The sequence below is a fragment of the Aquimarina discodermiae genome, from assembly GCF_040786235.1.
GTDB lineage: Bacteria > Bacteroidota > Bacteroidia > Flavobacteriales > Flavobacteriaceae > Aquimarina.
This window is the reverse complement of the sequence record NZ_JBFMKP010000035.1, coordinates 13,728-38,593: the sequence shown is the minus strand read 5'-3', so window position 1 is coordinate 38,593 and position 24,866 is coordinate 13,728. Positions and strand designations below refer to the sequence as shown.

Below are 24,866 nucleotides of genomic sequence, written 5' to 3'. Positions count from 1 at the left end.
TTTAGAATCTTTGAGCTATTTAATTCCTTTTTGAAGCAATATTAATTTTGCATAACGAGAAAATACGCCATAAGCATTAACAGCGGCTACAGTAAGACCAGGGACCCCATCTCTATAGCCTCCTTTTATGATTAAAGAACTAAAGAATCTATAAGAAGGTTTGAAAAATAAGTGAAACCAAGTCACTTTTTTGTTTTTTTTGAATAATTGATCTGCCTGAAACCATGCATAGGACTCCTTTTTTTGTATGTAAGGATGTAATCCTTTATAGGTATAATGTAGCATATGGTTTTTGAGCTTGCCTATGCTACCATTACAATGTAGTTTTTCATGAACCAAACCTGTTAATTTTGCTCCGTCTCTCTTTACCAACCTAAGCACATCATTACTATGGTGATAGAGAAATCGATTCATGTAAAAATGCGGGAAATTGATTTTGTATCCTGTATGTTTGGTTTGATTAATAGTAGTAACAATTTCTGCCCTTAAAGAATTGGTAACACGTTCGTCTGCATCTACAAAAAGAACCCAATCTCCCGTTGCGTGCTCTAGCGCATGATTTTTTTGATTAGAGAAATTATCAAAACTTCGTTTAAGTATTTTTGACGCATAAGGTTCTGCAATATCAACGGTGTTGTCGGTGCTAAAAGAGTCAATAACGATGATTTCGTTGGCAAACGAAACAGATAGCAATGCGTCTTTGATATAAGAAGCCTCGTTGTAGGTAGGTATAATGACCGAAAGTGTTGGCATGACGGCAAAATTATGAAAATAATTTTATCTTTGCGGGCATGACAGCAATTGATGTTTCTATAGTAATAAGTACTTATAACGCTACCGATTGGTTAGAAAAAGTGCTATATGGTTATAATAATCAAACATATAGGATGTTTGAAGTCGTTATAGCCGATGATGGCTCTACAGAAGAAACAGCATCGCTAATAAATAAAGTTAAAGAAGAAGTCTTTTATCCTATTGTTCATGTGTGGCATGAAGATAATGGTTTTCAGAAATCGCAAATATTAAATAAAGCTGTTGAGCAATGTACAACTCCATATATTATTATGAGCGATGGGGATTGTATTCCTAGAAAAGATTTTGTAGAACAGCATGTTAAGTACAGAGAAGAAGGATATTTTTTATCTGGAGGATATTTTATGTTGCCGATGGATATATCGTTAAAAATTTCTAAAGAAGATATTTATACAGAAAACTGCTTTGATATTAAATGGCTTAAAAGGAATGGTTTGAAATCTTCTTTTAAGAATAATAAGCTTACGGCTGATACATTAAAGGCAACTTTTCTAAACGCAATAACACCCACTAATGCAAGTTGGAATGGCCATAACGCATCAGGATGGAAGAAGGATATTGTAGACGTAAATGGATTTGATGAACGCATGCAGTACGGTGGGCAAGATAGAGAATTAGGAGAAAGATTGTTTAACTTAGGAATAAAAAGCAAACAGATTCGTTATAATGCCATTTGTATCCATTTAGATCACCCAAGAGGGTATAAAAATCAAGATTCAATAGACAAGAATAAAGCGATTCGAAAGGAAACAAGAGAACGTAAAAAAGCATGGACCCCCTACGGAATAGTTAAAAAAAAGTAATCTATGCCTTCAGTTTCTATTATTATCAGTACCTACAATCAGCCAGAGTGGCTTCAGAAAGTACTTTGGGGTTATGAACAACAAACCCAAAAAGATTTTGAGATTATCATTGCTGATGATGGTTCTACAGAAGAAACAATAAAGTTGATTGAAAGCTTTCAGGAAAAATCACTTTTGCAAATACATCATGTATGGCAAGAAGATCATGGTTTTCAGAAAACAAAAATACTTAATAAAGCCATTGTTTTTTCTAAGGGAGAATATCTGATTCTTACAGATGGTGATTGTATTCCAAGAAAAGATTTTGTCGAAAAACATTTAAAGCATAGAAAAGAAGGGTGTTTTTTGTCGGCAGGATATTTTAAGTTGCCTATGAATATTTCAAAAGCAATAACTCAAGAAGATATTATAAATCAACATTGTTTTGATGTACAATGGTTGATGAATAGAGGTTTGAAAAAAACATTCAAGAATAATAAACTGACCTCTCATGGGGTTAAAGAAAAATTATTAAATCGTTTTACCCCAACAAGCGCCACTTGGGATGGTAATAATGCTTCTGGATGGAGAAAAGATATCATGGCAGTAAATGGATTTAATGAATGTATGCAGTATGGAGGTGAAGACCGTGAATTAGGAGAGCGATTGGTTAATTACGGGATAAAACCATTACAAATACGCTATAGCGCTATTACAATACATTTGGATCATGCAAGAGGCTATGTTACAGAAGAAATGATTACCAAAAACAAGGCAATAAGAAAGAATACCAAAAAGAATAAATTGGTTTGGACAAAGAATGGGATTGTAAAAGAGGTTGATACCACCAAAAAACTTTAATTCTAAATACTACTCTAGTTCGATATTACTTTTGGTAGTAAGATGATGATTTAAAAAAGGTTGTAGTTTGCCAAGAATCATCTCTGGAGTAAGTTTTTGGTACAAAATATCTGGATTTTCTTCAATTTTTTTACGTTTTTCAAAAGTAAAACTATTAAACAAATCAGGTTTTTCTTCTAGAAGATGAATAGATTCATGAGTTTTTCCGTCCTCAAAACTACACCAATGTTCCTTATTTATATAAGGAGAATAAATAGTGAAAGTCGGTTTGTGTAATGCCTTTGTAATATGTACACTACCTCCTTCATTGGCAATTAAAAGGTCGCATTGTGCCATTAATGTAATAAACCCCCTAATAGAATCTTCATAGATGCTAAGGTCTATCAGCTCTTTATGTTTGCAAAGTTGGTATATTTTTTCGGCTTCACTTTTTTGATGCGGAGCATAATTAAATAGGATAGTAGCATCATAATTATGGGTCATGAAATCTACCACTTTTGCGATATATTCATAAGGCATAGATTTTTTTGCTGTACTGCCTAAAACGCCTATCATCACAACAGGTCTTTTTAATTTTTTAATTGTATCATAGTCTTGTTCGGTAGATGTAAGTGATATTTTAGGTTCGTAATCAGGATGCTGTAATTCTGGGAATACAGATGAGATCATATTGATTCTATCTTCAATTGCTTTTCCACAATTTTGAGTTTTATGATCAAGTAAATCAATCGGGTGAGTGTAAAACGGTAGCTTTAATTTTTTGTGCTTTCGTTTTAAACCAATACGATAATTTGCTCCAGAAAATAAACAAATCATTCTGCTTTGAAACTTGGCATAAGGATCAAAGATAATATCGTACTTCTCCTTACGTATCTTTCTGATTACTTTTATGAGGTTAGGGACCTTTTTTAACTCTTTATCATTGACTTGTATGACATGATCAATATTTGGGTTGTTTTTTAAAACCCCAACAGTATAATCATAGACAAAATAAGTTACCGAACTAGTAGGAAAGACCTTTTTTATATTATTAGCAATGACAGAACTAATTAGTACATCGCCAATTCTTTTGTTTTGTATTACGAGTATTTTCTTCATAAAGATTACCTTCGCAAAATATTCTTTTTTTTGAAACTATTAATAGTATAATGCGAAAAAATTTAGAAGTATTTTCTGGTTTCGAAACGGCGAGACCACAATTAGAAAAAATCTTTGAACACTTTGCTTCAGAAGGTATTTATGTAGTTGAGGGTAAGCGTAATGTGATAAAAAAGGTCGCGGTTAATAATGAGGTCTATAACATTAAAAAGTTCAAAACTCCAGGTTTGTTACAGTCTCTGGTTTATCGATATTTACGCAAATCAAAGGCAAAGCGATCTTTTGAATACGCAAAAAAACTGGTTTCTAATGAAATTAATACGCCACTTCCAGTCGCATATTGTGAATTTTTTTCTGTAGGACTTAGAGAGAGTTATTATGTGAGTAAGCATTTAGATTATGATTTTGACTTTCGTGTTTTGATTCATCAACCAAAATTTCCGGAAAGGACAGAAATTCTAAAACAGTTTACCGATTTTACTTATAAGTTACATGAGTGTAATGTAAATTTCCTGGATCATTCACCTGGCAATACATTAATTGTAAAAAAGGATAAAGGTATTTATGATTTTTTTCTGATAGATTTAAATAGAATGCGTTTTGAAACTATGAGTTTCGAGAAGCGTATGCATAATTTCAGAAGATTGTGGTTGTCTAAAACCATGATGAAAATTATATCAAAAAGATATGCTGAGTTACATCAAAAGTCATATGATGAGATTTATCAGCGAATGATGTATCACAGTAGAAAATTTCAGAAAAAAATAAATAGTAAAAAGATAAGAAGAAGAAAAAGAAAAGCTTAGATGACATTTGTATCATCTAAGCTTAAGCTTATATTTAGATTTTTTTATACAGCCACGTCATATTCACGAAGAGCATCATTAAGAGAAGTCTTTTTGTCTGTACTTTCTTTACGTTTTCCTATAATCAAGGCACAAGGAACATTGTATTCTCCGGCAGCAAATTTTTTGGTATAACTACCTGGTATCACTACAGACCCAGCAGGAACTAAACCTTTTCTTTCTACAGGTGTGTCTCCGGTAACATCAATAATTTTGGTTGATGCAGTTAAAACTACATTTGCACCTAATACTGCTTCTCTTTCTACACGTACACCTTCTACAACAATACATCTGGATCCAATAAAAGCATTATCTTCGATTACAACAGGAGCTGCTTGTAATGGTTCTAATACTCCACCAATACCAACACCACCACTAAGGTGAACGTTTTTTCCTATTTGTGCACAACTACCCACAGTAGCCCAAGTATCTACCATTGTACCTTCATCTACATAGGCACCAATATTTACATAACTAGGCATCAAAATTGTTCCAGGTGATATATAGGCACCATGACGTGCAACCGCATTAGGAACAACACGTATTCCTTTAGCTTCATAACCTCTTTTTAAAGGAATTTTGTCATGATATTCAAAAATCCCTGCTTCCAGAGTTTCCATTTTTTGAATAGGAAAATATAAGACTACTCCTTTTTTTACCCATTCATTTACTTGCCAACCCCCTTCAATAGGTTCTGCTACTCTTAGTTCTCCCGCATCCAATAGATTAACAACTTCTCTAATGGCATCTTGTGTTTTTGATTCTTTTAATAGCTCCCTGTTTTCCCAGGCTTGTTCTATGATTTCTTTTAACTGATTCATCGAATGAAAATTTTTGGTAAATATAATAGCTTCCGTTTAAAAAGAAATAAGGATATTCTAGTATTTTGAGAAACCGTTAATTATTAAACTCATTTGTATATTTTGTAAGTAATACTCGCTTAGTTTTTTATTAAAAATTGAAAACATAATAATCTAAAAAAGTAGAAATGCTTGTGATTAAAGTAGGTGTAGATGCAAAATATTTAGAATTTATCGGTAAAATAAAAGTTCAAAAGAGATCAATAGGGTGTTTTTGTAATAATATTATACTTTTGCACAAAAAAAGTATGGCTCGCATTTTGGCAATAGATTATGGAGGTAAGCGATGTGGTATTGCGGTAACCGATGAGTCACAGATCATTGCTTCTGGATTAACTACTGTAGCGACCAAAGAGTTGTTAGGTTGGTTAAAGGAGTATGTATCTAAAGAAGAAGTAGAACTTTTTATAGTTGGTGAGCCTAAGCGATTACATGGAGAAGCTTCTGAAAGTGAAAAGTTAATTCAACCATTTTTAGAAAAACTAAATAGGCTGCTTCCCGATATTCCTGTAAAAAGGATCGATGAGCGTTTTACTTCTAAAATTGCATTTAATACGATGATCGCTAGTGGTATATCTAAAAAGAAAAGAAGAGATAAGGCATTGGTAGATCAAATTAGCGCAACCATTATATTACAAGATTATTTATATAATTTGAAATGAATAATGAAAAATGTATAACTTAAGAAGTAGCTGTAGGAATGGATTTAAAAATACGTTCAAAAAAGTTTGCTCATTCATGTGTAAAGCTAGCAACAGAACTTCCTAATACGAAATTAGGTAGCCATATAGAATTACAGTTGATTAGAAGTGCAACTTCTGTAGCAGCAAATTATAGAGCAGCTTGTCTGGCGCAAACTAAAAAAGGATTTATATCAAAGCTTAGTATTGTAATTGAAGAAGCAGATGAAAGTATTTTTTGGATTGAATTCTTAAAAGAAGAAAATTTAAAAAACGGTACTCAAGTAAATGATGTTTTAAAAGAAGCGAAAGAACTGACTGCTATTTTTATTTCAAGCAGAATTACGGCTTCGAAAAATATATAGTAGTATTAAAATTAATGATTTTGGATTATTAATTATCCATTAAAAAATATATAATTTAGATGATATTTCCAATAGTAGCATACGGAGATCCGGTATTAAAAAGAAAAGCAAAAGAGATAGAAAAAGACTATCCAAATCTTTCCGAGCTTATCGAAAACATGTTTGAAACCATGTATAATGCTTATGGAGTGGGATTGGCAGCACCTCAAATAGGACTTTCAATACGGATTTTTGTGGTGGATGCATCTCCTTTTTCTGAAGATGAAGAACTTTCTGAAGAACAAGCGAATCAACTAAAAGATTTTAAAAAAGTATTTATAAACCCAACCATTATAGAAGAAACTGGTGATGAATGGGCTTTTTCTGAAGGTTGTTTGAGTATCCCAGATGTTAGAGAAGATGTATTTCGTCATGATACGATTAAAATATCCTACTTTGATGAAAACTTTAAAGAACATGTAGAGACATATGATGGATTGGCGGCTCGAGTTATTCAGCATGAATATGATCATGTAGAAGGAATTCTGTTTACAGATAAACTGTCAAATCTTAAGAAAAGATTAATCAAGGGGAAATTAACCAATATTTCCAAAGGAAAAGTAAAGTCCGAATATAGAATGCGTTTTCCTCTAATGAAAAAAGGAAGATAATTTTGTAAGAACATATTACTTTTAAGTATTTATTATGGTCGAATGTTTGATTTTTTAAATCGAACTATAGATATTTGCCAGCTTTGAATAAAAAATTATGAGTTTAGATAAAATATTAGCAATTTCAGGAAAACCGGGTTTATATGAGTTAAAAACACAAACCCGAAGTGGATTTTTAGCAGAATCTTTAATAGACGGAAAAAGATTATCTGTAAGTATACGTCATAATGTAAGTATACTTAGTGAAATTGCTATATATACGTTTGCAGAAGAAGTACCTCTTCGAGAGATATTTCAAAAGATTTATGATAAAGAAGAAGGAGGACAAGCAATTAATCATAAAGAGTCTAAAAATAAGTTAGAATCTTATTTTAGTGAGATCTTACCTGATTATGATGAAGATAGAGTGTATGCTAGCGATATGAAAAAAGTAATCCAATGGTATAATATTTTACAGTCCAAAGGGATGACAGATTTTTCTGAGCCAGAGACAGATAAGGCCTTGCAAGAAGAGGAATAGAAAAAAATATTTAGTGTATAAAATCCTGTCACAAGACGGGATTTTGTTTTTTTAAGATTTTTATTGATTAATTCTTAATACTAGTAGAAGAAGGAATATGAATAAGTTGTGCAATATTGATTCATTTTTCGACACTTGATCTCGTCACTTCTTTGTACTTTTGCGCAAAATTGAAATACAACTTTACTAATTTTTAGTGTACATGGCTAATACCAAATATGTTTTTGTAACCGGAGGTGTGTCTTCCTCATTAGGAAAAGGAATTATAGCGGCTTCTCTGGCAAAACTTTTACAAGCAAGAGGATACAGGGTTACAATACAAAAACTAGATCCATATATAAATGTGGATCCGGGAACGTTGAACCCTTATGAACATGGTGAATGCTATGTAACGGATGATGGAGCAGAAACCGATTTAGATTTAGGGCACTATGAACGTTTTTTAAATACCTCAACCTCTCAAGCAAATAATGTAACAACGGGTAGAATTTATCAAAGTGTTATAGAAAAAGAACGTCGTGGAGAGTTTTTAGGAAAAACAGTTCAGGTAGTTCCGCATATTACCAATGAAATAAAAGAGCGAATTCAGATTCTTGGAAAAAGCGGAGCCTATGATATCGTTATTACAGAAATTGGAGGGACAGTAGGTGATATTGAATCCTTACCATATATAGAGGCTGTTCGACAATTAAAATGGGAATTGGGTGATACCAATGCTTTGGTAATACATTTAACATTAATCCCATACCTTTCTGCAGCAGGAGAATTAAAAACAAAACCAACTCAGCATAGTGTAAAAACATTGATGGAAAGTGGTATTAAGGCAGATATTCTTGTTTGTCGTACAGAACATGAATTGTCAGATGATTTAAGAAAGAAATTGGCATTGTTTTGTAATGTGAAAAAGGAAGCTGTTATACAGTCTATCGATGCATCAACTATTTATGATGTGCCTAATCTGATGTTGGAAGAGGGATTAGATAGGGTTGTGCTAAGACAATTGGTACTTCAAGATGATGATTTGCCTAACTTAGAGAATTGGAATAATTTTTTAAAGAGACACAAAAACCCAAAATGCGAAGTTACGATAGGGCTTATTGGTAAATATGTCGAATTGCAAGATTCGTATAAATCTATATTGGAAGCTTTTATCCATGCAGGGGCAGAAAATGAAGTCAAAGTAAATGTAGAAAGTATACATTCAGAGTATATTGACGAAAAAACAATTAAAGAAAAAATAGCACATTTAGATGGTATTTTAGTAGCCCCTGGATTTGGTGAAAGAGGTATAGAAGGTAAAATACAAGCAGTACAATATGCAAGAGAAAATAATTTGCCATTTTTTGGAATTTGTTTAGGAATGCAAATGGCAGTAATTGAGTACTCTCGTAATGTATTAGGATTAAAAGATGCATGCTCTGTAGAAGTAGATAAGAATACCCAAAATCCAGTTATTAACTTAATGGAAGAGCAAAAAAGCATTACTGATATGGGAGGAACAATGCGTCTGGGAGCTTGGGACTGTGAGCTAATAGAAGGTAGTAAGGTTTTTGAAGCTTATGACAAAACACTAATATCAGAGCGACATAGACATCGTTATGAATATAACAACGCATACAAAGAGCAGTTAGAAAAATCTGGACTTAAAACAACCGGAATAAACCCAAAAACTGGATTGGTAGAAATCATAGAAATTCCTGACCACCCATGGTTTGTTGGAGTACAGTATCATCCAGAATATAAAAGTACTGTAGCTACTCCACATCCGTTGTTTATAGCATTTATAAAAGCGGCTGTTGTGTATTCAAAAAAAGATAAAAGTGCCAAAGTGTCACAAGGATAGTAATTGGCGGGATAATTGACATTACAGAATAATTAAATATAATTTCAAAAGCCTTTCTGAGTCATCAGATAAAGGCTTTTTATACATCAATACATGGAAGAAAAGAAATTTGATCTTAATTCGATCATTGGATTTGCACTTATTTTCGGAATCATCGTCTGGATGTTCTATTTAAATCAACCTACTCCAGAAGAAATTGAAGCTGAAAAAGCGAAGCAAGAACAAGTAGAAGCCGATAAAAATACTGAAGATACAAAGATAACTACCACAGAATTTGTAAGAAATGAAACTGCTATTACAGTTAATCCTTCAGATTCATTAGGGTTAGTACAAGCAAAAGGTCAATTAGGAGCATTTGCATATTCGGCAAGTTTGCCTTCTGCAAAAGATGATTTTACAAAAATCGAAAATGAAGTATTAAGCCTAAAAATTAATAATAGAGGGGGGTACATTTCTGATGCATTGTTAAAAAACTTTAAAACCTATGATTCGGTTCCTGTATACCTTATAAAAGATGGTAAAAATGCATCCTTTAATATCAATTTTGGTACTACCGATAATAGAATCTTAAACACCAAAGATTTGTTTTTTACACCTTCGGTTACAAAAAATGGAGAGCATACAATTCTTTCTATGAAACTTAAAGTTTCTGAGTCTCAGTTCTTAGAATATCGATACGAGTTAAAACCAAATGATTATATGGTTGATTTTACCATACGATCTCAAGGATTGCAAAAAGTTATAAATAGTAGTCAAAATATAAATTTAGATTGGAAACTTCAAGGAATAAGGCACGCTAAGAGTGCATCTTATGAAAATAGATATACAGAAGTTTTATATGAGTATGATGGAGATAAAGATGATTATCTTGGGCAAGGTGAATTTGCAGATGATGAAGAAGAAGATGTAAGTTGGATAGCATTTAAGCAACATTTCTTTACTTCTGTACTTTTGACAGACACTTCTTTTAAGAAAGCGGCATTTACTTCAAAAAATGTAGCTAACTCCAGTGATTTAGATGATAAAGATATAAAAGTTACTAAAGAGTTTACCGCATCCATGCCATTAGAATTGCAAGGAGGAGAATTAAACTATTCGATGGATTGGTATTATGGTCCAACAGATTATAAAATTTTAAGTAAATACGATCGTAACCTAGATGAAATTGTGCCTTTAGGGTGGGGGATATTTGGGTTTATTAATAGATATCTTTTTATCCCGTTTTTTGGGTTTTTAAGTGGTTTTCTTCCTTATGGGATATCTATCATTGTAATGACAATCATCGTTAGAATTATATTGTCTCCTGTAACGTATAAGTCATATTTGTCGCAAGCAAAAATGAAGGTTTTACGTCCCGAGATTACAGAAATCAATGAAAAGTTCAAGGACAATGCAATGAAGAGACAGCAAGAAACAATGGCTCTTTATGGTAAGGCAGGTGTCAACCCAATGAGTGGTTGTTTACCAGCATTAATGCAAATACCTGTTTTTTATGCGTTGTTTAATTTCTTTCCTAGCGCATTTCAGTTACGACAAAAAAGCTTTTTGTGGGCAGATGATTTATCAAGTTATGATAACATAGCGCAATTACCATTTGAGATTCCATTCTATGGAGATCACGTAAGTTTATTTCCGATCTTGGCGTCTGTTGCAATATTTATCTATATGATGATGACTACAGGGCAAACAATGCAAACACAACAGCCAGGAATGCCAAATATGAAGTTTATCATGTATTTGTCACCGTTGATGATGTTATTTTTCTTTAATAACTATGCGAGTGGTTTATCATTGTATTACTTTATTTCTAACCTGATTACTATCGGAATCATGTTAGTTATTAAAAATGTAATTATTGACGAAGATAAAATCCATTCTAAAATTCAGGAGAATAAAAAGAAACCTAAAAAGCAAGGTAAGTTTCAGAAAAAAATGAAAGAGTTGATGGAACAAGCAGAACAGCAACAAAAACAAAAAAAATAGTAGTAATTACTACTCAAATATATAACAAGAGCCTCTTTTAAGAGGCTTTTGTCTTTTTAAGGTACATTTGTTATTATAGCTTAGTTGCTAAAACCTATTCAATGTAAAACAGAAAGTATATCTTTTATAGTAAAGGTTGCATCAAGCTATTTTGAAATTATTTGAAATTCATTTACTACTATTGGTATAATTTTTGAAAGCTACATTCGTTGAATAAAAAGACTTGAAACCAAATGAATTTTTATATTTGAATGATATAAAAACATCAAATTAAATTAAAATTATGCGAAGTACATTTTTATGTTGTGTTTTTGTAAGTATTATTACCTCTGTTTTTGGACAGGAGTATAACGCGTATGATGCAAATGGAAAACGACATGGTAAATGGCAAAAAAAGTATGATAATACCGATCAATTAAGGTATGAAGGAACATTTGATCATGGAAAAGAGATAGGGGAGTTTAAATTTTACAAGCCAATGGGTGGCACATCTCCGACTGCTATCAAAACTTTCTTAAAGGACAATGATTCTGTGAAAGTGAGGTATTTTACGCAAAGAGGTAAAGTAATAAGTCAAGGAGCTATGATCGGTAAGAATCGTGAAGGTATTTGGACTTATTATCATAATAAATCAGACAAAATTATGATGACTGAACAATATGTATCTGGAAAATTACACGGAGAACAACTAACTTATTTTGAAAACGGTCAGCTAACAGAAAAAGTTTCCTATGTTAATGGTAAGCGCAATGGTAAGCGAACTATATATTCTGATACAGGAGTAGCGCTAAAAGAGTTTACTTATGAAAATGATAAATTAAATGGAATCACCAAGTATTATGACACCAACGGTACTTTAATAATTGAAGGAAACTATAAAAAAGACCGTAAAGATGGTATTTGGAACTACTATAAAAATGGGAAATTGTCTGAACAAAAACTATTTCCTGTTCAAAAAAGAGGGTATTAAAAAATACCATAAAATATAAGTATACAACCATAGATAAAAGTATAAAGCAATGCTCTGGCATTGCTTTTATTATTTAGTATTTTTGCATAAAGATTAAGAAATAGTATAAATATTTTTGATGAAGAGAGTAATTGTTGGTTTGTCAGGAGGAGTTGATTCTAGTGTAGCAGCTTATTTACTGAAAGAGCAAGGGTATGAGGTAATTGGATTATTTATGAAAAACTGGCATGATGATTCGGTTACAATTTCTGATGAATGCCCTTGGCTAGATGATAGTAATGATGCGTTACTAGTAGCAGAAAAGTTAGGTATCCCGTTTCAAACAGTAGATCTTAGTGAACAGTATAAAGAACGTATCGTTGACTATATGTTTAATGAATATGAAAAAGGACGTACGCCAAACCCAGATGTATTATGTAATCGAGAAATTAAATTTGACGTTTTTCTTAAAATAGCATTATCATTAGGAGCAGATTATGTAGCAACAGGTCATTACTGTAGAAAAGATACTATCATAAAAGATGGAAAAGAAGTGTACCGTCTATTAGAAGGTAAAGATCCTAATAAAGATCAATCTTATTTTCTTTGTCAATTGTCACAAGAACAATTGGCTAAAACGCTTTTTCCTGTGGGAGAACTGTTGAAACCAGAAGTTAGAGAAATTGCAAAAAATCAAGATTTAATCACCGCAGATAAAAAAGATTCGCAAGGATTGTGTTTTATTGGTAAAGTACGTTTGCCAGAATTTCTTCAACAAAAATTACAACCAAAAGAAGGAAATATTATTGAAATTCCTTCTTCAGAAGAAAAATATCATCAGACCATACCACAATTTACTTCAAAAATTGAAGAGTTAGAGTTTTTATCTGCCAAGTACAAATACAATAATACTGAAGGTAAAATAGTAGGTACTCATCAAGGAGCGCATTATTATACCAAAGGTCAGCGCAAGGGATTAGCAGTTGGAGGAACTCCAGAACCGCTTTTTGTAATAGAAACCGATGTAGAAACCAATACCATTTATACAGGACAAGGAAAAAAACATCCAGGTTTATATAGACGTGCTTTATTTATTGCAAAAGATGAAGTACATTGGATCAGAAAAGATCTTGCACTTGAGGTGGATCAAGTGATGCAAGTAACGGCACGTATAAGATATAGACAGCCATTAGAAAAGGCAATGATTTATCAAGTTGATGCAGGTATGTATATAGTTTTTGAAAATAATCAAAGTGCCATTACCGAAGGGCAATTTGTAGCTTGGTATGTTGATGAAGAATTGATTGGTTCTGGCGTGATTTCTTGAATTTTGTAACGAAACCAATATGGTTCTAAAAAAGTAAATTTAACATTTCTTTAATTGAAAATAACCCAGTTGTTGGTTTATGCTTGTTTAAAATAGTAATTGGATTTAATTTTAACTATATCTGTATAACAATAGCTTTTTATGTAAAGAGATCTACACTTTATACAGGCCTATATGTCGTTTATACATTTTAGTGTTTTTTTAAGATTTGTTGATGTTAAGTTTATACCTCAACTTAAATTAAATGAAACATGAAAAAATTAATTCTATTTACGTTAATTTTATTTGTGGGCATATCATTTGTGCATTCACAAAGTGAGCAAGCATGGGTTTTTTTCAATAAAAAAGAGAAAGTGTATGAATCTATCTACAATCCAAGAACTATTTTAACTCCTAAGGCAATCAAAAGGAAATACAAGAATTATGTCTATATAGATAAACGAGATGTACCCGTATCTGAGAGTTTTATTAAACAAATAAAAGAATCTCCGGGTATTACGGTATTGGCAAAATCTAAATGGTTTAATTGTGTATTTGTAGAGGGAGGTATAGAAAATATAAGAGATTTGACCTCTTTGGATTTTGTTGATCGTGTCGATTTTGCCGATAACAGCCTTGACAATGGTGGAAAGAAATCGAAAGCTGGCTATCAAAAAAAGGCCACAAGAAAAAGCAAAAATAAAATTGAACCAATGATGGATTTTGATTATGGAAAAGGAACACAGCAAATACGACAGATTAATGCTGATTTTTTGCATGAACAAAATTTCACCGGAAAAGGTATGACTATAGCAGTAATCGATTCCGGTTTTCAAGGAAGTGATACCATTATGGCTTTTGAAAAGCTAAGAGCAGAAAAGCGTTTATTGGGAGTGTATGATTTTACGAATAGAGCAGAAGATAGTGTTTTTACTAATGGTGGTAGCCATGGGACACGGGTCTTAAGTGCTATGGCCAGTAATATAGAAGATCAACTTATAGGTACTGCTCCAGATGCATCTTATTATCTTTTTTCTTCAGAGATTTTGGATATTGAAGAACCGTTGGAAGAAGCGCTGTGGGTAGAAGCAGTCGAAAGAGCAGATAGTTTGGGAGTAGACGTTATAAATACTTCTTTGGGATATGGCGGAATTCCTTATGATAATCCAGCCTATGCGTATTCAACTTCAGATATGGATGGTAAAACTACGTTTATCTCAAGAGGGGCAAATATTGCTTTTGAGAAAGGAATGTTAGTAGTAGTTGCTGCTGGAAATTCTGGAGATGTTGAATGGAAAATTATTTCAGCGCCAGCAGATGCTCCTGGCGTTTTTACCGTTGGTGCGGTCGATTTGAATGATGATTATGCTTTTTTTAGCTCAACGGGACCTACTGCCGATGGAAGGGTGAAGCCTGATGTTATGGCCAAAGGTTTTGCAGCTACAGTTATTAGAAGTGATGGTAGTGTCAACGAATTTTCTTTTGGGACTTCTTTTAGTTCTCCCATAATGGCAGGAGCGGTAACCTGTTTATGGCAATCACTACCGTATTTAACAAATAAAGAAATTATGCAACTGGTAAGAGAATCTGCAAGCCATTATAAAAAGCCAAATAATGAGATGGGATATGGTATTCCGGATTTTGAAAAAATCTTACGATGGTTTGGATATGGATGGGATCGTTATCCTGTTAATAAAGATGGTAATATTGTTTCAGAGATAAGAACGTATCCTAATCCTGTAGTTAATGAGTTATATTTTGATTTGATAGATAAATCATCGGTAGAAGTTAAAATATATACAACTGAACGAAAAATGGTGAAATCTGCAACTTTAGAAAACACAAAAAATAAGATATCTTTAAATGGTTTATCCAATGGATTGTATATTGTAGATATGATTTCGGATAATAAAAGACAAACCAATATGATCTTGAAAAAATAGTCTTAATAGTTTGTTTCCTCAAAAGAATCCAATTTTTGTTTTTAATTATAATTAAAACAAAAATTGGATTTAGTTTTTTATATAAGAAGCTTTTAAAACACTTTATCCTTAAAAAACAACATTTAGTACATTCATATAGGGAGTTTATACATTTTAGTGTTTTTTTAAGATTTGTTGATGTTAAGTTTATACCTCAACTTAAATTAAATGAAACATGAAAAAATTAATTCTATTTACGTTAATTTTATTTGTGGGCACATCATTTGTGCATTCACAAAGTGAGCAAGCATGGGTTTTTTTCAATAAAAAAGAAAAAGTGTATGAATCTATCTACAACCCACGAACTATTTTAACTCCTAAGGCAATCAAAAGAAAATACAAGAATTATGTCTATATAGATGAACGAGATGTACCCGTATCTGAGGGTTTTATTAAACAAATAAAAGAATCTCCTGGAGTTAAAGTATTGGCAAAATCTAAATGGTTTAATTGTGTATTTGTAGAGGGGGGTATAGAAAATATAAGAGATTTGACAGCTTTAGATTTTGTTGATCGTGTCGATTTTGCTGATAACAGTTTGGATAATGGAGGCGCTAAGGTTTCTGCAAAATATCAAAAAAGTACGACTCGAAAAGGTCAAAGCAAATTCGAAAGACTAGTGAATTTTGATTATGGAAAAGGAACCCAACAAATACAACAGATTAACGGTGATTTTTTACATAGGCAAAGTTTTACAGGTAAAGGAATGACCATTGCGGTTATTGATGTCGGTTTTCAGGGAGTTGATACTGCTCCAGCTTTTCAAAAGCTTAGAAACGAAGGACGTTTATTGAATGGATATGATTTTGTTAGGAAAACAGACAATATCTTTACGCGGGATCAACATGGAACCAGAGTATTGAGTACTATGGCAAGTAATTTGACAGATAGTATTATAGGTACTGCACCCGATGCATCTTATCATCTTTTTATTACAGATGATCCTGATACAGAAGGTCCTTTAGAAGAAGCACTTTGGGTAGAAGCAGCAGAACGTGCAGATAGCCTGGGAGTAGATATTATAAATGCTTCTACAGGGTATGGAGGGCCTAGTTTTCCATATGATAATCCAGCATATCAATATACCTCAGCCGATATGGATGGAAAAACTACATTTATTGCAAGAGGAGCTAATATTGCTAACGAAAAAGGTATATTGGTAGTTGCAGCAGTAGGTAATGATGGACATTTGGATTGGAAAATTATTTCTTCTTCTCCTGCTGATGCACCTGGCGTGTTAAGTGTGGGGGCAGTTGATAAAAGCGGTGAGTATGCTTTTTTTAGTTCGACGGGACCAACTCCAGATGGAAGGATAAAGCCAGATGTTATGGCTGCTGGTTATAAGATGTCTACAGTATTGTCTGATGGTGGTATTAGAGAAACAAGTTCAGGCACTTCTTATGCTTCTCCAATTATAGCAGGAGCGGCGGCTTGTTTATGGCAAGCATTACCTTTTTGTAACAATGAAGATATTATGCAACTCATTCGAGAATCTGCAAGTCAGTATACTAACCCTAATGACGAAATGGGTTATGGTATCCCTGATTTTGAGAAAATACTACGTTGGTTTGGTTATGGATGGGATGACTACTATCAAAAAATAAATAAAGAAGGCGGAAGTATTTCGGCAGAGATAAGAACTTATCCTAATCCAGTTGTTGATGAATTGTTTTTTGACTTGCCAGATTATAAATTACCTACCCAAGTATCCATTTATAATGCAGAACGAAAACTGATAAAATCTAAAAATTTGAAAAATTCGAACAGTATCTCTGTAAAAGAATTACCCAAAGGGTTGTATATTTTGGATATAATATCTGGTAACAAAAGACAAACTAATATGGTTTTGAAGAAATAGTAAATAAAACTTACGTCACTTAGGTCAAAACCAACATCGTTTTAATACACTATAAATCAAAATGATGTTGGTTTTATTTTTATAGTTGCGGTCAAAATTATTTTATAAAAAAAAGTAAAACGTATAGTTTTTGTCGAATTACCTAGTATTTTTACGAAAGAGAATCTTTGTTTAAGGAAAACTTCCAAAATACATAGTGAATAAAGTTAAAGAACTTTTTAGGATAAAATACCCTATTGTTCAAGGAGGGATGGTTTGGGCAAGTGGCTGGCGATTAGCTAGTGCAGTGAGTAACGCAGGGGGAGTAGGACTTATAGGATCAGGATCTATGTATCCTGATGTGCTAAAAGAACATATTGTAAAATGTAAAAGTGCTACTCAAAAACCTTTTGGAGTTAATATTCCTATGTTATACCCCAATATGGATGAAATCATAGATATTATTATTAAAGAAAAAGTAACTATTGTATTTACCTCTGCCGGTAACCCAAAAACGTATACTTCATATCTTAAAGAAAAAGGAATTACCGTAGTGCACGTGGTAAGTAGTGTTAAGTTTGCTTTAAAAGCCCAGGAAGCTGGAGTCGACGCGATAGTGGTAGAAGGTTTTGAAGCGGGGGGGCATAATGGTAGAGATGAAACGACTACGCTTACATTGATTCCTATGGTGAGAGAGAAACTACAAATACCTTTGATTGCTGCAGGAGGAATTGCTACAGGTAGTGCAATGTATGCGGTAATGGCATTAGGAGCAGATGGTGTACAGGTGGGAAGTCGCTTTGTAGCTAGTGATGAAGCGTCTTCGCATATAGACTTTAAGAAAATGGTAGTAAATGCAAAAGAAGGAGATACACATCTAACTCTTAAAGAATTGGCACCAGTTCGATTGTTAAAAAATAAGTTTTATAAAGATGTACAAGAGCTTTATAAAAAAGGAGCTTCTGTTGATAAACTAAAGGCATTATTGGGTAGGGCAAGAGCAAAAAGAGGAATGTTCGAAGGAGATCTTATTGAAGGAGAATTAGAAATAGGACAGGTTTCAGGCTTGATTAATGATATTAAACCTGCTAAAAAAATTATTGATGATATGATTTTAGAATTTAATGAAGCCAAAGATCATATGAAACAAATATCTTTATAATTATTGGATATGAATTCTAGAAAAGATCAGCTTAAAGCTCTAGACAGGTTATTAACTATAATGGATGAGCTTAGAGAGCAATGTCCGTGGGACAAAAAACAAACACTACAATCCTTAAGGCATCTGACTATAGAAGAGACTTATGAACTTGGTGATGCAATTCTTGATAATAACTTGATAGAAGTTAAAAAAGAACTTGGTGATTTATTACTTCATATTATTTTTTACGCAAAAATAGGTAGTGAAACGAAAGACTTTGATATTGCAGACGTAGCCAATGAGATTTGTGAAAAACTTATTCACAGACACCCCCATATTTATGGTGATGTAACGGTAGAGAATGAAGAAGATGTAAAACGTAACTGGGAAAACCTTAAACTCAAAGAAGGTAAGAAAAGCGTACTTGAAGGAGTACCTAAATCATTACCGGCAATGGTAAAAGCCATTAGAATACAAGATAAAGTCGCTGGTGTAGGTTTTGATTGGGAAGAACCCCATCAAGTATTCGAAAAACTCAAAGAAGAGCTGGAAGAATTGCAATACGAAGTAAAAGAACAGCAACAGGATAAAATAGAAGCCGAATTTGGGGATGTTCTTTTTTCCATGATTAACTATGCTCGTTTTTTAAAAGTAAATCCCGAAGATGCATTAGAGCGTACCAATAAAAAATTTGTAAAACGCTTTCAATACCTCGAGTCTAAAGCAAAAGAGAAGAATAAATCTTTGAATGATATGACACTTGCCGAAATGGATGTTTTTTGGGAGGAAGCGAAGAATATATAAGGTCAATAGTGTACTTGTCAAATAAATAAACAGACTTGTCTTAAAGGTTTTTTTCGGTATTAGAACCTTAAAACGCATTAATTTTAATAAAGCGTTTGTGCTGATTGAAGGTAAGAGAAGTCACTTCGCAAAATAACAACAATTTAAAGACTCATAACTAGAATCTCTACTTTAATAAAGTAGCTTCAAGTCGGTGAACTTCTATGGCTAATCAAGAATACTACGTTTAACATGCCTAATGCAGTTTTACTTTTATTGATAGTTTTAAAAAAACTTAAAAAATAAGATTTATGAATGAATAGCAAAAAAAAGCCGTGTTTTGATGTATGTTATAAAAGAATTGATGATTGATAAAGAGGTTTTGCAAAATATAAGTTGTAGCCACCACTTGATCTGACAGTTGTTACTTATCCGACGCGATGCCTTTGCGCTAAATTTATTTATTTCTCAACTACCTCTTGATTTATGGAGGCAGCTTGTGAAAGAAATAAATTTTCTCCTTACAGGATTATCTTTTCTTTTGCTAAAGATATGGAATCCAAAAATGTTTGAAAAGGAGTTTTTCTAAAGCAAAATTTTCTCTGATCAGTTCTTTCTTTATTGTAGATTTCTATTCACGTGTCTAAATCAGTTTGTAACTCTTCAATAGATTTGTAAATTTTCTTTCTAAAATCCACCCAGAAAAATTCTTGTTGTAAAGTTTTGTGGAAGCGTTCGCATATTCCATTGGTTTGTTGACTTTTAGCCTTTGCCCTAGTGTGGGATATATCTTCAATGGTCAAATAAAGTTGATACTCGTGATGCTCTCTTTTACCGCAGAATTCGGTGCCTCTATCCGGTTAGTATCCTTAGTAGGGGTAATTCATATTGCTGAAAAAATGGAAGTACTTTATCATTAAGTATATCTACAGCTACAATAGCATTTTACGATCATATAGCTTTACAAATGCTACTTTAGAATAAGTATCTACAGAAGCCTGTGCATAAATACGACCAATACCTTTAGTTGTTCCGACATAATAGGGGTCTTGAGATCCTAAATAGCCTAGATGATGAGTTTCTATCTCACCATGAGCTTGCTTTTCGTCTTTAGCACGTTCTAATGCTTGAATTTGACCTTCTGTCAATATTACCATCTTGTGCTACTTTAGTCTCTAGTGCTTTTAGACGCTTTTTCATGGTTTCTAAATCATGTCGGAGCCAAATACTACGGACACCTCCCGGAGCCACAAAAACACCTCGCTTTTTTAAGTTCGTTTGAAACTCGTAATTAGGCCCTAAGCGGGTTGCTCAATAGCAAACTCAACAACACTTTGTTCCACTTTAGGACTTACCCTATTTTTAATAACCGGCTTTTTCCTAGATATCTTTTGAAGCGCTAATTCTCCACCTTGCTCATAGAACTCTTTAAAACGGTAAAAACTATCTCTGCTATAGCCCATAACTTTACAAGCCTGAGAAACGTTACCTAATTGTTTTGCTAACTCTAATAGTCCTAATGTTGGTTTGATGATTTTTTCTTCTGTGTTCATCTGACAAATATTAAAATTGGTTTAAACTAAATTACTAAAATTGTCAGATTAAGTATTGACCATTACGGATAAGATACCGATAATTTCGTAGTTATCTTTCCTAAATAGATTATTGGAAAAGTTGAATCCATATCAATAACCATCCCTTATTCAATTATTTACTAGGGCAAGAGCATTTAAAAACATAGTACCTTTTCTCTATATTCTTTATCAATCAATGCTTTAAACCTCTTATTATTCTTACTTTTTTTAAGAGTAGTTTCTTTGTTTATAAGGTTAAAGCTGCTTTTAAGATGATATTGAAGTTTTCTACAGAGTTCTGTACTCTCTTTCTAGCTGTATCCAGATTAAATACCACATCAAGTAACCCGTGTAATTGATTCTCTATTGACCAATGCTTTCTGATAGCATTATTTATAACAGTAGCATCTGTTGTAAAATTTGAGATATAGAAACGAGTTTCATTAGTTGTTTTGTGTGATGATTTATGATAAACCTCTTTTTCAATCACTATAAATGACTTCAAATCTTTCCACTCTTGAGCGTTTTCAAGATGGCTTAAATTTGTATAAATTTTGCAGGTTCGCTTTTCTACCCTTCGATGACCACAATCATTTTGCTCAACAATTTCTGTAGGCTTTTCTAGTTGTAGGGTGTCTTTTATTTGCTTATAGAAAACCACCGTCAAAGACGGTGGTTTTCTATAAGCAAATAAAAGTGTAATCGGTATTTGCATAAAATAGAAAGCAAAAAACTTCAAAAGGTTAGTCTTTTGGGTTTGAAATAATTAAATATGTAGTTATATAATGAGTGGGTTTAAATTATTGGCAATCAGACCTTTTTTGAATTGTGATGCTAGGTTTAGCAAAAATCTAAAGAAAGGTGTTATCTACAAGTTTTATCAAAACTATGATTTCTTAGATAAAGAGAAGAAAGTGTTAAATGAAGAGAGTTTTGTAATTAAAGACTCACAGGGAAACCTTATAGATAATGATGTTTATTTTATACGTAAAAACAAAGAAGTTCTAGATGATATTTATGGTGTTACTACATCGGATGGTCATGAAATAGATGTTCAGGTATCGGCTTTGGTCGGTAAAAACGGATCTGGAAAAAGTACTTTATTAGAATTGCTTTACGGCGTATGTTATATCATTGCGTTAAAGAAAGGGATAATACCCGATCACTCTAAGCTGGGTAAGCTTATTAATAATAAAGATATTGATCACAATAAACTATTTGGAAAAATCAATGATATACAAGATGTATATTCAGATTTAATGGTTGAGGTGTACTATGAGATAGATGGTAAATATTTTTCAATTTGGTACAATAGCCAGCAAGAAATTTCTCATAGAGCCTTAAGTGAAGGGTTCCAACATCATAGTTTTAATGAATACGGAGGGTATAGATATAATGAATCGATAGATGAAAAATTTAATTATGTATTTAACGAATTCTTCTTTTACACTATTTCTATAAATTATTCTCTATATGGCTTAAATTCAAGGTTCAATAATTCATGGTTGAACGATTTATTTCATAAAAATGACGGATATCAAACACCTTTAGTAATAAACCCATTTAGACAAGATGGAAATATAGATGTTAATTCTGAACTTCATTTGGCACAATCTAGATTGTTGAGTAATCTAGTAGATGATAATTTTATTGATAAACGGATAGTAAATGATAAGAAGGTAGAAGAAGTCATTTTTGAATTAGATTACAATAAGTACAATACATTTGGAGTCTATGATTTTGAAATTGTATATGACAAATTAAAAAAAAAATTAGGTTTAAGTAATTCCGATTTTGTAACTAAAGTCTACAACGCTTTATATACTGATCGTAGCACTAGAATTAAAATAAATCTAGAAAATATTGATAACTCAGAAATACTTGTTAAATACGTATACAGAAAGATCCTAAAAATATATTCGAACTACGAAGAATATCTTTTGCTTGATACGCGTGATATCAATACGATAATACCAAGTTTTCTTCAAATATTTAAAGGACTGATAAGCTTAAGAAAGGATAAAAGTCATATTACTTTAAAACTAAGACAAATTCTTAATTCTATAAGATTTAATACTCTAAGAAATGGGGAAGATTTTAATTGGATTGAAGAATCAGATGACTATCAAAAAGAGCCTGATAAAATCAAAAAACATTTCTTCAGGATAGACACAAATAGCTTTATTGGAAGGATTAAACGAATTAAGCAAGAGTTTCCGAGTTTTGAAATAATTGAATTAATACCAGCAGCTTGTTTTAGACCTAACTTATTTATTAAGAATTATGATAAAGATAGTTCCACTTCTAAGTTTAATAACTTAAGTTCAGGCGAACAACATTTTATACATTCCTTACAGTCTGTATTTTATCATATGATAAATTTAAATTCAGTTTTTCTTTCTGAAAGAAATAAGATTAAATATAATAATATCAATTTGGTGTTTGATGAAATTGAACTCTATTACCATCCTGAGTTCCAGAGAAGGTTTGTATATGAGATCTTAAATGGGATCGGTAATTTGAAAATTGAATTTATTAAGGGGGTTAATATTTTATTTTCAACTCATTCACCATTTATACTTTCTGATATACCCCATGATAATGTTTTGCGTTTAGATGAGGGTTATCCAAGAAATTCAAAGGATGAAGAAAAAACATTTGGAGCAAATATTCATGAACTGTTAGGTTCAAGTTTCTTTTTAGAAAATGGCTTTGTCGGTGAATTTGTAAAGCAAAAAATAGAATTTCTAATTCAAAAATATAGCAATAAAAACTATTCTAATACTAAAGAAGTAAATAAATCTAATGAATTAGATTTTATTAATCTAATTGATGATAAGTTAATTAGAGATAGACTAATGGATATGCATAATGGCTATTATATGACTAAAACCGACTTAATTGAGAATTTGGATTTATATGAAAAATGGTTAGAAAGTGAATTAGAAAGAATTAAAAAATCCGGTAATGATAAAAGTTGATGAAATATTCCCAATAGATTCACCATCTAAATATAAAAGAATAGCAGATTTAGAAAATGACTACCTAGGTAAATTTCGGAAATACACTAAACCTGAATCTTTGCTTCAAGATTTTATTAATACAGGTCAAAGTAGACGTTTCACAGCAAATGCTATTCAAATTGATATTTTAAATTATTTATATGATAATTTTCCTGATATCATAAAATCAAAACCTAAAAAACTACAAAATTATATTGATCATTTTGATAATAATAATTGGAGTGCTGAGATATATAATGATGATGATGGAACCACCTCTTTTGGTGAAGAATTAATGTATGTTTTTGGTTATTCAGGGAGGTTTAGATCAAATGTTGATAGAGGAATCTGGTTAGCCAGACAGCTAAACATTAAAACTTGCCCTTATTGCAATGCTCAAAATACTATTTTAACAAATAAAAAATTTGGAGATCAAATCGCTAAATTTCAGTTTGATCATTTTTTTCCTAAAAGTCAATATCCCTACTTATCAATTTCACTATATAATTTAATCCCTTCTTGTGCTAATTGTAATATTACTAAGAGTTCCAAACGACTTAGTTTAGATAAACATTACCATCCTTATGTAATGAATCTTGCGGATTTAGCAAATTTTAAATTGAAATATGTGCCTACTCCTTCGGTGTTAACAATAAAAAATATTAAAAATCAGAATCTTGAAATCGAATTTTCCAATAAACATAATGATCCTTTAGGTATTGTTAATGTTCATAATGAGTTATATCATATAGAATCGGTTTATAATAGACATAACGATGTAGCTGAAGATCTTTTACGATTTGCTGTTATTTATACCAATGAATTAGTAAAGGGACACCTAAGTATTAAAGGTTTATTCAAGAATGAAGAGGAATATTATCATTTCCTACTTAGAAACTATCCCAATCAAAAAGATTTGTTAAAAAGACCTTTGACAAAAATGATGCAGGACATTGCAAAACAGTTAAAATTGATTAAATAATAAATGTTAC

General features: G+C 32.0%; 21 protein-coding genes and 1 pseudogene. 17 read left to right on the top strand and 5 right to left on the bottom strand.

Annotated elements, in window-relative coordinates; translation table 11 throughout:
* Positions 1 to 15: 15 nt before the first annotated feature.
* A complete protein-coding gene (locus ABW636_RS19420) occupies positions 16 to 753 on the bottom strand; it encodes a glycosyltransferase family 2 protein (protein WP_367591739.1) in 738 nt (245 codons plus the stop codon).
* 38 nt (positions 754 to 791) lie between these two features.
* Between ABW636_RS19420 and ABW636_RS19415 the strand changes: the two genes are divergently transcribed.
* Both ABW636_RS19415 and ABW636_RS19410 read left to right on the top strand, forming a co-directional pair.
* Positions 792 to 1,616 carry a glycosyltransferase family 2 protein gene (locus tag ABW636_RS19415; RefSeq protein ID WP_367591738.1) on the top strand — a complete coding sequence of 275 codons (825 nt, stop codon included), beginning with the start codon at positions 792 to 794 and terminating at the stop codon, positions 1,614 to 1,616.
* Between the two features lie 3 nt (positions 1,617 to 1,619).
* Positions 1,620 to 2,456, top strand: a complete 837-nt coding sequence (locus ABW636_RS19410) for a glycosyltransferase family 2 protein (protein ID WP_367591737.1) — start codon at positions 1,620 to 1,622, stop codon at positions 2,454 to 2,456.
* 9 nt (positions 2,457 to 2,465) lie between these two features.
* Here ABW636_RS19410 and ABW636_RS19405 read toward each other — a convergent pair whose 3' ends face one another.
* Positions 2,466 to 3,554 carry a glycosyltransferase family 9 protein gene (locus tag ABW636_RS19405; protein ID WP_367591736.1) on the bottom strand — a complete coding sequence of 363 codons (1,089 nt, stop codon included), beginning with the start codon at positions 3,552 to 3,554 and terminating at the stop codon, positions 2,466 to 2,468.
* A gap of 50 nt (positions 3,555 to 3,604) precedes the next feature.
* Here ABW636_RS19405 and ABW636_RS19400 point away from each other — a divergent pair, with 50 nt between their 5' ends.
* Positions 3,605 to 4,360, top strand: a complete 756-nt coding sequence (locus ABW636_RS19400) for a lipopolysaccharide kinase InaA family protein (RefSeq protein WP_367591735.1) — start codon at positions 3,605 to 3,607, stop codon at positions 4,358 to 4,360.
* Between the two features lie 44 nt (positions 4,361 to 4,404).
* Here the strand turns inward: ABW636_RS19400 and ABW636_RS19395 are convergent, their stop codons facing one another.
* Entirely contained in the window at positions 4,405 to 5,220 is an 816-nt protein-coding gene (locus ABW636_RS19395; protein WP_367591734.1) for a 2,3,4,5-tetrahydropyridine-2,6-dicarboxylate N-succinyltransferase, read from the bottom strand.
* 287 nt (positions 5,221 to 5,507) lie between these two features.
* Between ABW636_RS19395 and ruvX the strand changes: the two genes are divergently transcribed.
* The 12 genes from ruvX to mazG all read left to right on the top strand — a co-directional run bounded on the left by ruvX (position 5,508) and on the right by mazG (position 19,319).
* Positions 5,508 to 5,921: a Holliday junction resolvase RuvX gene (ruvX, locus tag ABW636_RS19390; RefSeq protein WP_367591733.1), complete on the top strand. Its 414-nt coding sequence runs from the start codon at positions 5,508 to 5,510 to the stop codon at positions 5,919 to 5,921.
* 38 nt (positions 5,922 to 5,959) lie between these two features.
* Entirely contained in the window at positions 5,960 to 6,304 is a 345-nt protein-coding gene (locus tag ABW636_RS19385) for a four helix bundle protein (protein ID WP_367591732.1), read from the top strand.
* A 59-nt stretch (positions 6,305 to 6,363) separates the two neighbouring features.
* The gene (gene def / locus ABW636_RS19380; RefSeq protein WP_367591731.1) at positions 6,364 to 6,954 is read left to right on the top strand and encodes a peptide deformylase; all 591 of its coding nucleotides are present in this window, start codon (positions 6,364 to 6,366) and stop codon (positions 6,952 to 6,954) included.
* A 97-nt stretch (positions 6,955 to 7,051) separates the two neighbouring features.
* Positions 7,052 to 7,474: a DUF5606 family protein gene (locus tag ABW636_RS19375; protein WP_367591730.1), complete on the top strand. Its 423-nt coding sequence runs from the start codon at positions 7,052 to 7,054 to the stop codon at positions 7,472 to 7,474.
* A gap of 202 nt (positions 7,475 to 7,676) precedes the next feature.
* Positions 7,677 to 9,317: a CTP synthase gene (gene pyrG / locus ABW636_RS19370; RefSeq protein ID WP_367591729.1), complete on the top strand. Its 1,641-nt coding sequence runs from the start codon at positions 7,677 to 7,679 to the stop codon at positions 9,315 to 9,317.
* Between the two features lie 93 nt (positions 9,318 to 9,410).
* Positions 9,411 to 11,300 carry a membrane protein insertase YidC gene (yidC, locus tag ABW636_RS19365; RefSeq protein ID WP_367591728.1) on the top strand — a complete coding sequence of 630 codons (1,890 nt, stop codon included), beginning with the start codon at positions 9,411 to 9,413 and terminating at the stop codon, positions 11,298 to 11,300.
* A 283-nt stretch (positions 11,301 to 11,583) separates the two neighbouring features.
* Positions 11,584 to 12,270 (top strand): toxin-antitoxin system YwqK family antitoxin, encoded by a 687-nt coding sequence (locus ABW636_RS19360; protein WP_367591727.1) that lies wholly within the window; start codon positions 11,584 to 11,586, stop codon positions 12,268 to 12,270.
* A 118-nt stretch (positions 12,271 to 12,388) separates the two neighbouring features.
* Positions 12,389 to 13,576, top strand: coding sequence for a tRNA 2-thiouridine(34) synthase MnmA (mnmA, locus tag ABW636_RS19355; RefSeq protein ID WP_367591726.1), 1,188 nt, complete (start codon positions 12,389 to 12,391; stop codon positions 13,574 to 13,576).
* Between the two features lie 251 nt (positions 13,577 to 13,827).
* The gene (locus ABW636_RS19350; protein WP_367591725.1) at positions 13,828 to 15,498 is read left to right on the top strand and encodes a S8 family serine peptidase; all 1,671 of its coding nucleotides are present in this window, start codon (positions 13,828 to 13,830) and stop codon (positions 15,496 to 15,498) included.
* Between the two features lie 214 nt (positions 15,499 to 15,712).
* Positions 15,713 to 17,395 (top strand): S8 family serine peptidase, encoded by a 1,683-nt coding sequence (locus tag ABW636_RS19345; protein ID WP_367591724.1) that lies wholly within the window; start codon positions 15,713 to 15,715, stop codon positions 17,393 to 17,395.
* A gap of 193 nt (positions 17,396 to 17,588) precedes the next feature.
* Positions 17,589 to 18,536, top strand: coding sequence for an NAD(P)H-dependent flavin oxidoreductase (locus tag ABW636_RS19340; protein WP_367591754.1), 948 nt, complete (start codon positions 17,589 to 17,591; stop codon positions 18,534 to 18,536).
* Positions 18,537 to 18,545: 9 nt separating this feature from the next.
* Positions 18,546 to 19,319, top strand: coding sequence for a nucleoside triphosphate pyrophosphohydrolase (mazG, locus tag ABW636_RS19335; RefSeq protein WP_367591723.1), 774 nt, complete (start codon positions 18,546 to 18,548; stop codon positions 19,317 to 19,319).
* Positions 19,320 to 19,819: 500 nt separating this feature from the next.
* Here mazG and ABW636_RS19330 read toward each other — a convergent pair.
* Positions 19,820 to 20,851, bottom strand: a pseudogene (locus ABW636_RS19330) (IS481 family transposase).
* Between the two features lie 268 nt (positions 20,852 to 21,119).
* Positions 21,120 to 21,611 (bottom strand): ISAs1 family transposase, encoded by a 492-nt coding sequence (locus ABW636_RS19325; RefSeq protein WP_367591722.1) that lies wholly within the window; start codon positions 21,609 to 21,611, stop codon positions 21,120 to 21,122.
* 46 nt (positions 21,612 to 21,657) lie between these two features.
* Here ABW636_RS19325 and ABW636_RS19320 point away from each other — a divergent pair, with 46 nt between their 5' ends.
* Both ABW636_RS19320 and ABW636_RS19315 read left to right on the top strand, forming a co-directional pair.
* Positions 21,658 to 23,853, top strand: coding sequence for an AAA family ATPase (locus ABW636_RS19320; RefSeq protein ID WP_367591721.1), 2,196 nt, complete (start codon positions 21,658 to 21,660; stop codon positions 23,851 to 23,853).
* Entirely contained in the window at positions 23,840 to 24,856 is a 1,017-nt protein-coding gene (locus tag ABW636_RS19315; protein WP_367591720.1) for a hypothetical protein, read from the top strand. The genes ABW636_RS19320 and ABW636_RS19315 overlap by 14 nt, the downstream gene beginning before the upstream one ends.
* Positions 24,857 to 24,866: the final 10 nt, after the last annotated feature.

What these genes read in the sequence shown, in the direction of transcription:
- ABW636_RS19420 (WP_367591739.1), bottom strand. Translation starts at nt 753, where the DNA reads ATGCCAACACTTTCGGTCATTATACCTACCTACAACGAGGCTTCTTAT.
- ABW636_RS19415 (WP_367591738.1), top strand. Translation starts at nt 792, where the DNA reads ATGACAGCAATTGATGTTTCTATAGTAATAAGTACTTATAACGCTACC.
- ABW636_RS19410 (WP_367591737.1), top strand. Translation starts at nt 1,620, where the DNA reads ATGCCTTCAGTTTCTATTATTATCAGTACCTACAATCAGCCAGAGTGG.
- ABW636_RS19405 (WP_367591736.1), bottom strand. Translation starts at nt 3,554, where the DNA reads ATGAAGAAAATACTCGTAATACAAAACAAAAGAATTGGCGATGTACTA.
- ABW636_RS19400 (WP_367591735.1), top strand. Translation starts at nt 3,605, where the DNA reads ATGCGAAAAAATTTAGAAGTATTTTCTGGTTTCGAAACGGCGAGACCA.
- ABW636_RS19395 (WP_367591734.1), bottom strand. Translation starts at nt 5,220, where the DNA reads ATGAATCAGTTAAAAGAAATCATAGAACAAGCCTGGGAAAACAGGGAG.
- ruvX (WP_367591733.1), top strand. Translation starts at nt 5,508, where the DNA reads ATGGCTCGCATTTTGGCAATAGATTATGGAGGTAAGCGATGTGGTATT.
- ABW636_RS19385 (WP_367591732.1), top strand. Translation starts at nt 5,960, where the DNA reads ATGGATTTAAAAATACGTTCAAAAAAGTTTGCTCATTCATGTGTAAAG.
- def (WP_367591731.1), top strand. Translation starts at nt 6,364, where the DNA reads ATGATATTTCCAATAGTAGCATACGGAGATCCGGTATTAAAAAGAAAA.
- ABW636_RS19375 (WP_367591730.1), top strand. Translation starts at nt 7,052, where the DNA reads ATGAGTTTAGATAAAATATTAGCAATTTCAGGAAAACCGGGTTTATAT.
- pyrG (WP_367591729.1), top strand. Translation starts at nt 7,677, where the DNA reads ATGGCTAATACCAAATATGTTTTTGTAACCGGAGGTGTGTCTTCCTCA.
- yidC (WP_367591728.1), top strand. Translation starts at nt 9,411, where the DNA reads ATGGAAGAAAAGAAATTTGATCTTAATTCGATCATTGGATTTGCACTT.
- ABW636_RS19360 (WP_367591727.1), top strand. Translation starts at nt 11,584, where the DNA reads ATGCGAAGTACATTTTTATGTTGTGTTTTTGTAAGTATTATTACCTCT.
- mnmA (WP_367591726.1), top strand. Translation starts at nt 12,389, where the DNA reads ATGAAGAGAGTAATTGTTGGTTTGTCAGGAGGAGTTGATTCTAGTGTA.
- ABW636_RS19350 (WP_367591725.1), top strand. Translation starts at nt 13,828, where the DNA reads ATGAAAAAATTAATTCTATTTACGTTAATTTTATTTGTGGGCATATCA.
- ABW636_RS19345 (WP_367591724.1), top strand. Translation starts at nt 15,713, where the DNA reads ATGAAAAAATTAATTCTATTTACGTTAATTTTATTTGTGGGCACATCA.
- mazG (WP_367591723.1), top strand. Translation starts at nt 18,546, where the DNA reads ATGAATTCTAGAAAAGATCAGCTTAAAGCTCTAGACAGGTTATTAACT.
- ABW636_RS19320 (WP_367591721.1), top strand. Translation starts at nt 21,658, where the DNA reads ATGAGTGGGTTTAAATTATTGGCAATCAGACCTTTTTTGAATTGTGAT.
- ABW636_RS19315 (WP_367591720.1), top strand. Translation starts at nt 23,840, where the DNA reads ATGATAAAAGTTGATGAAATATTCCCAATAGATTCACCATCTAAATAT.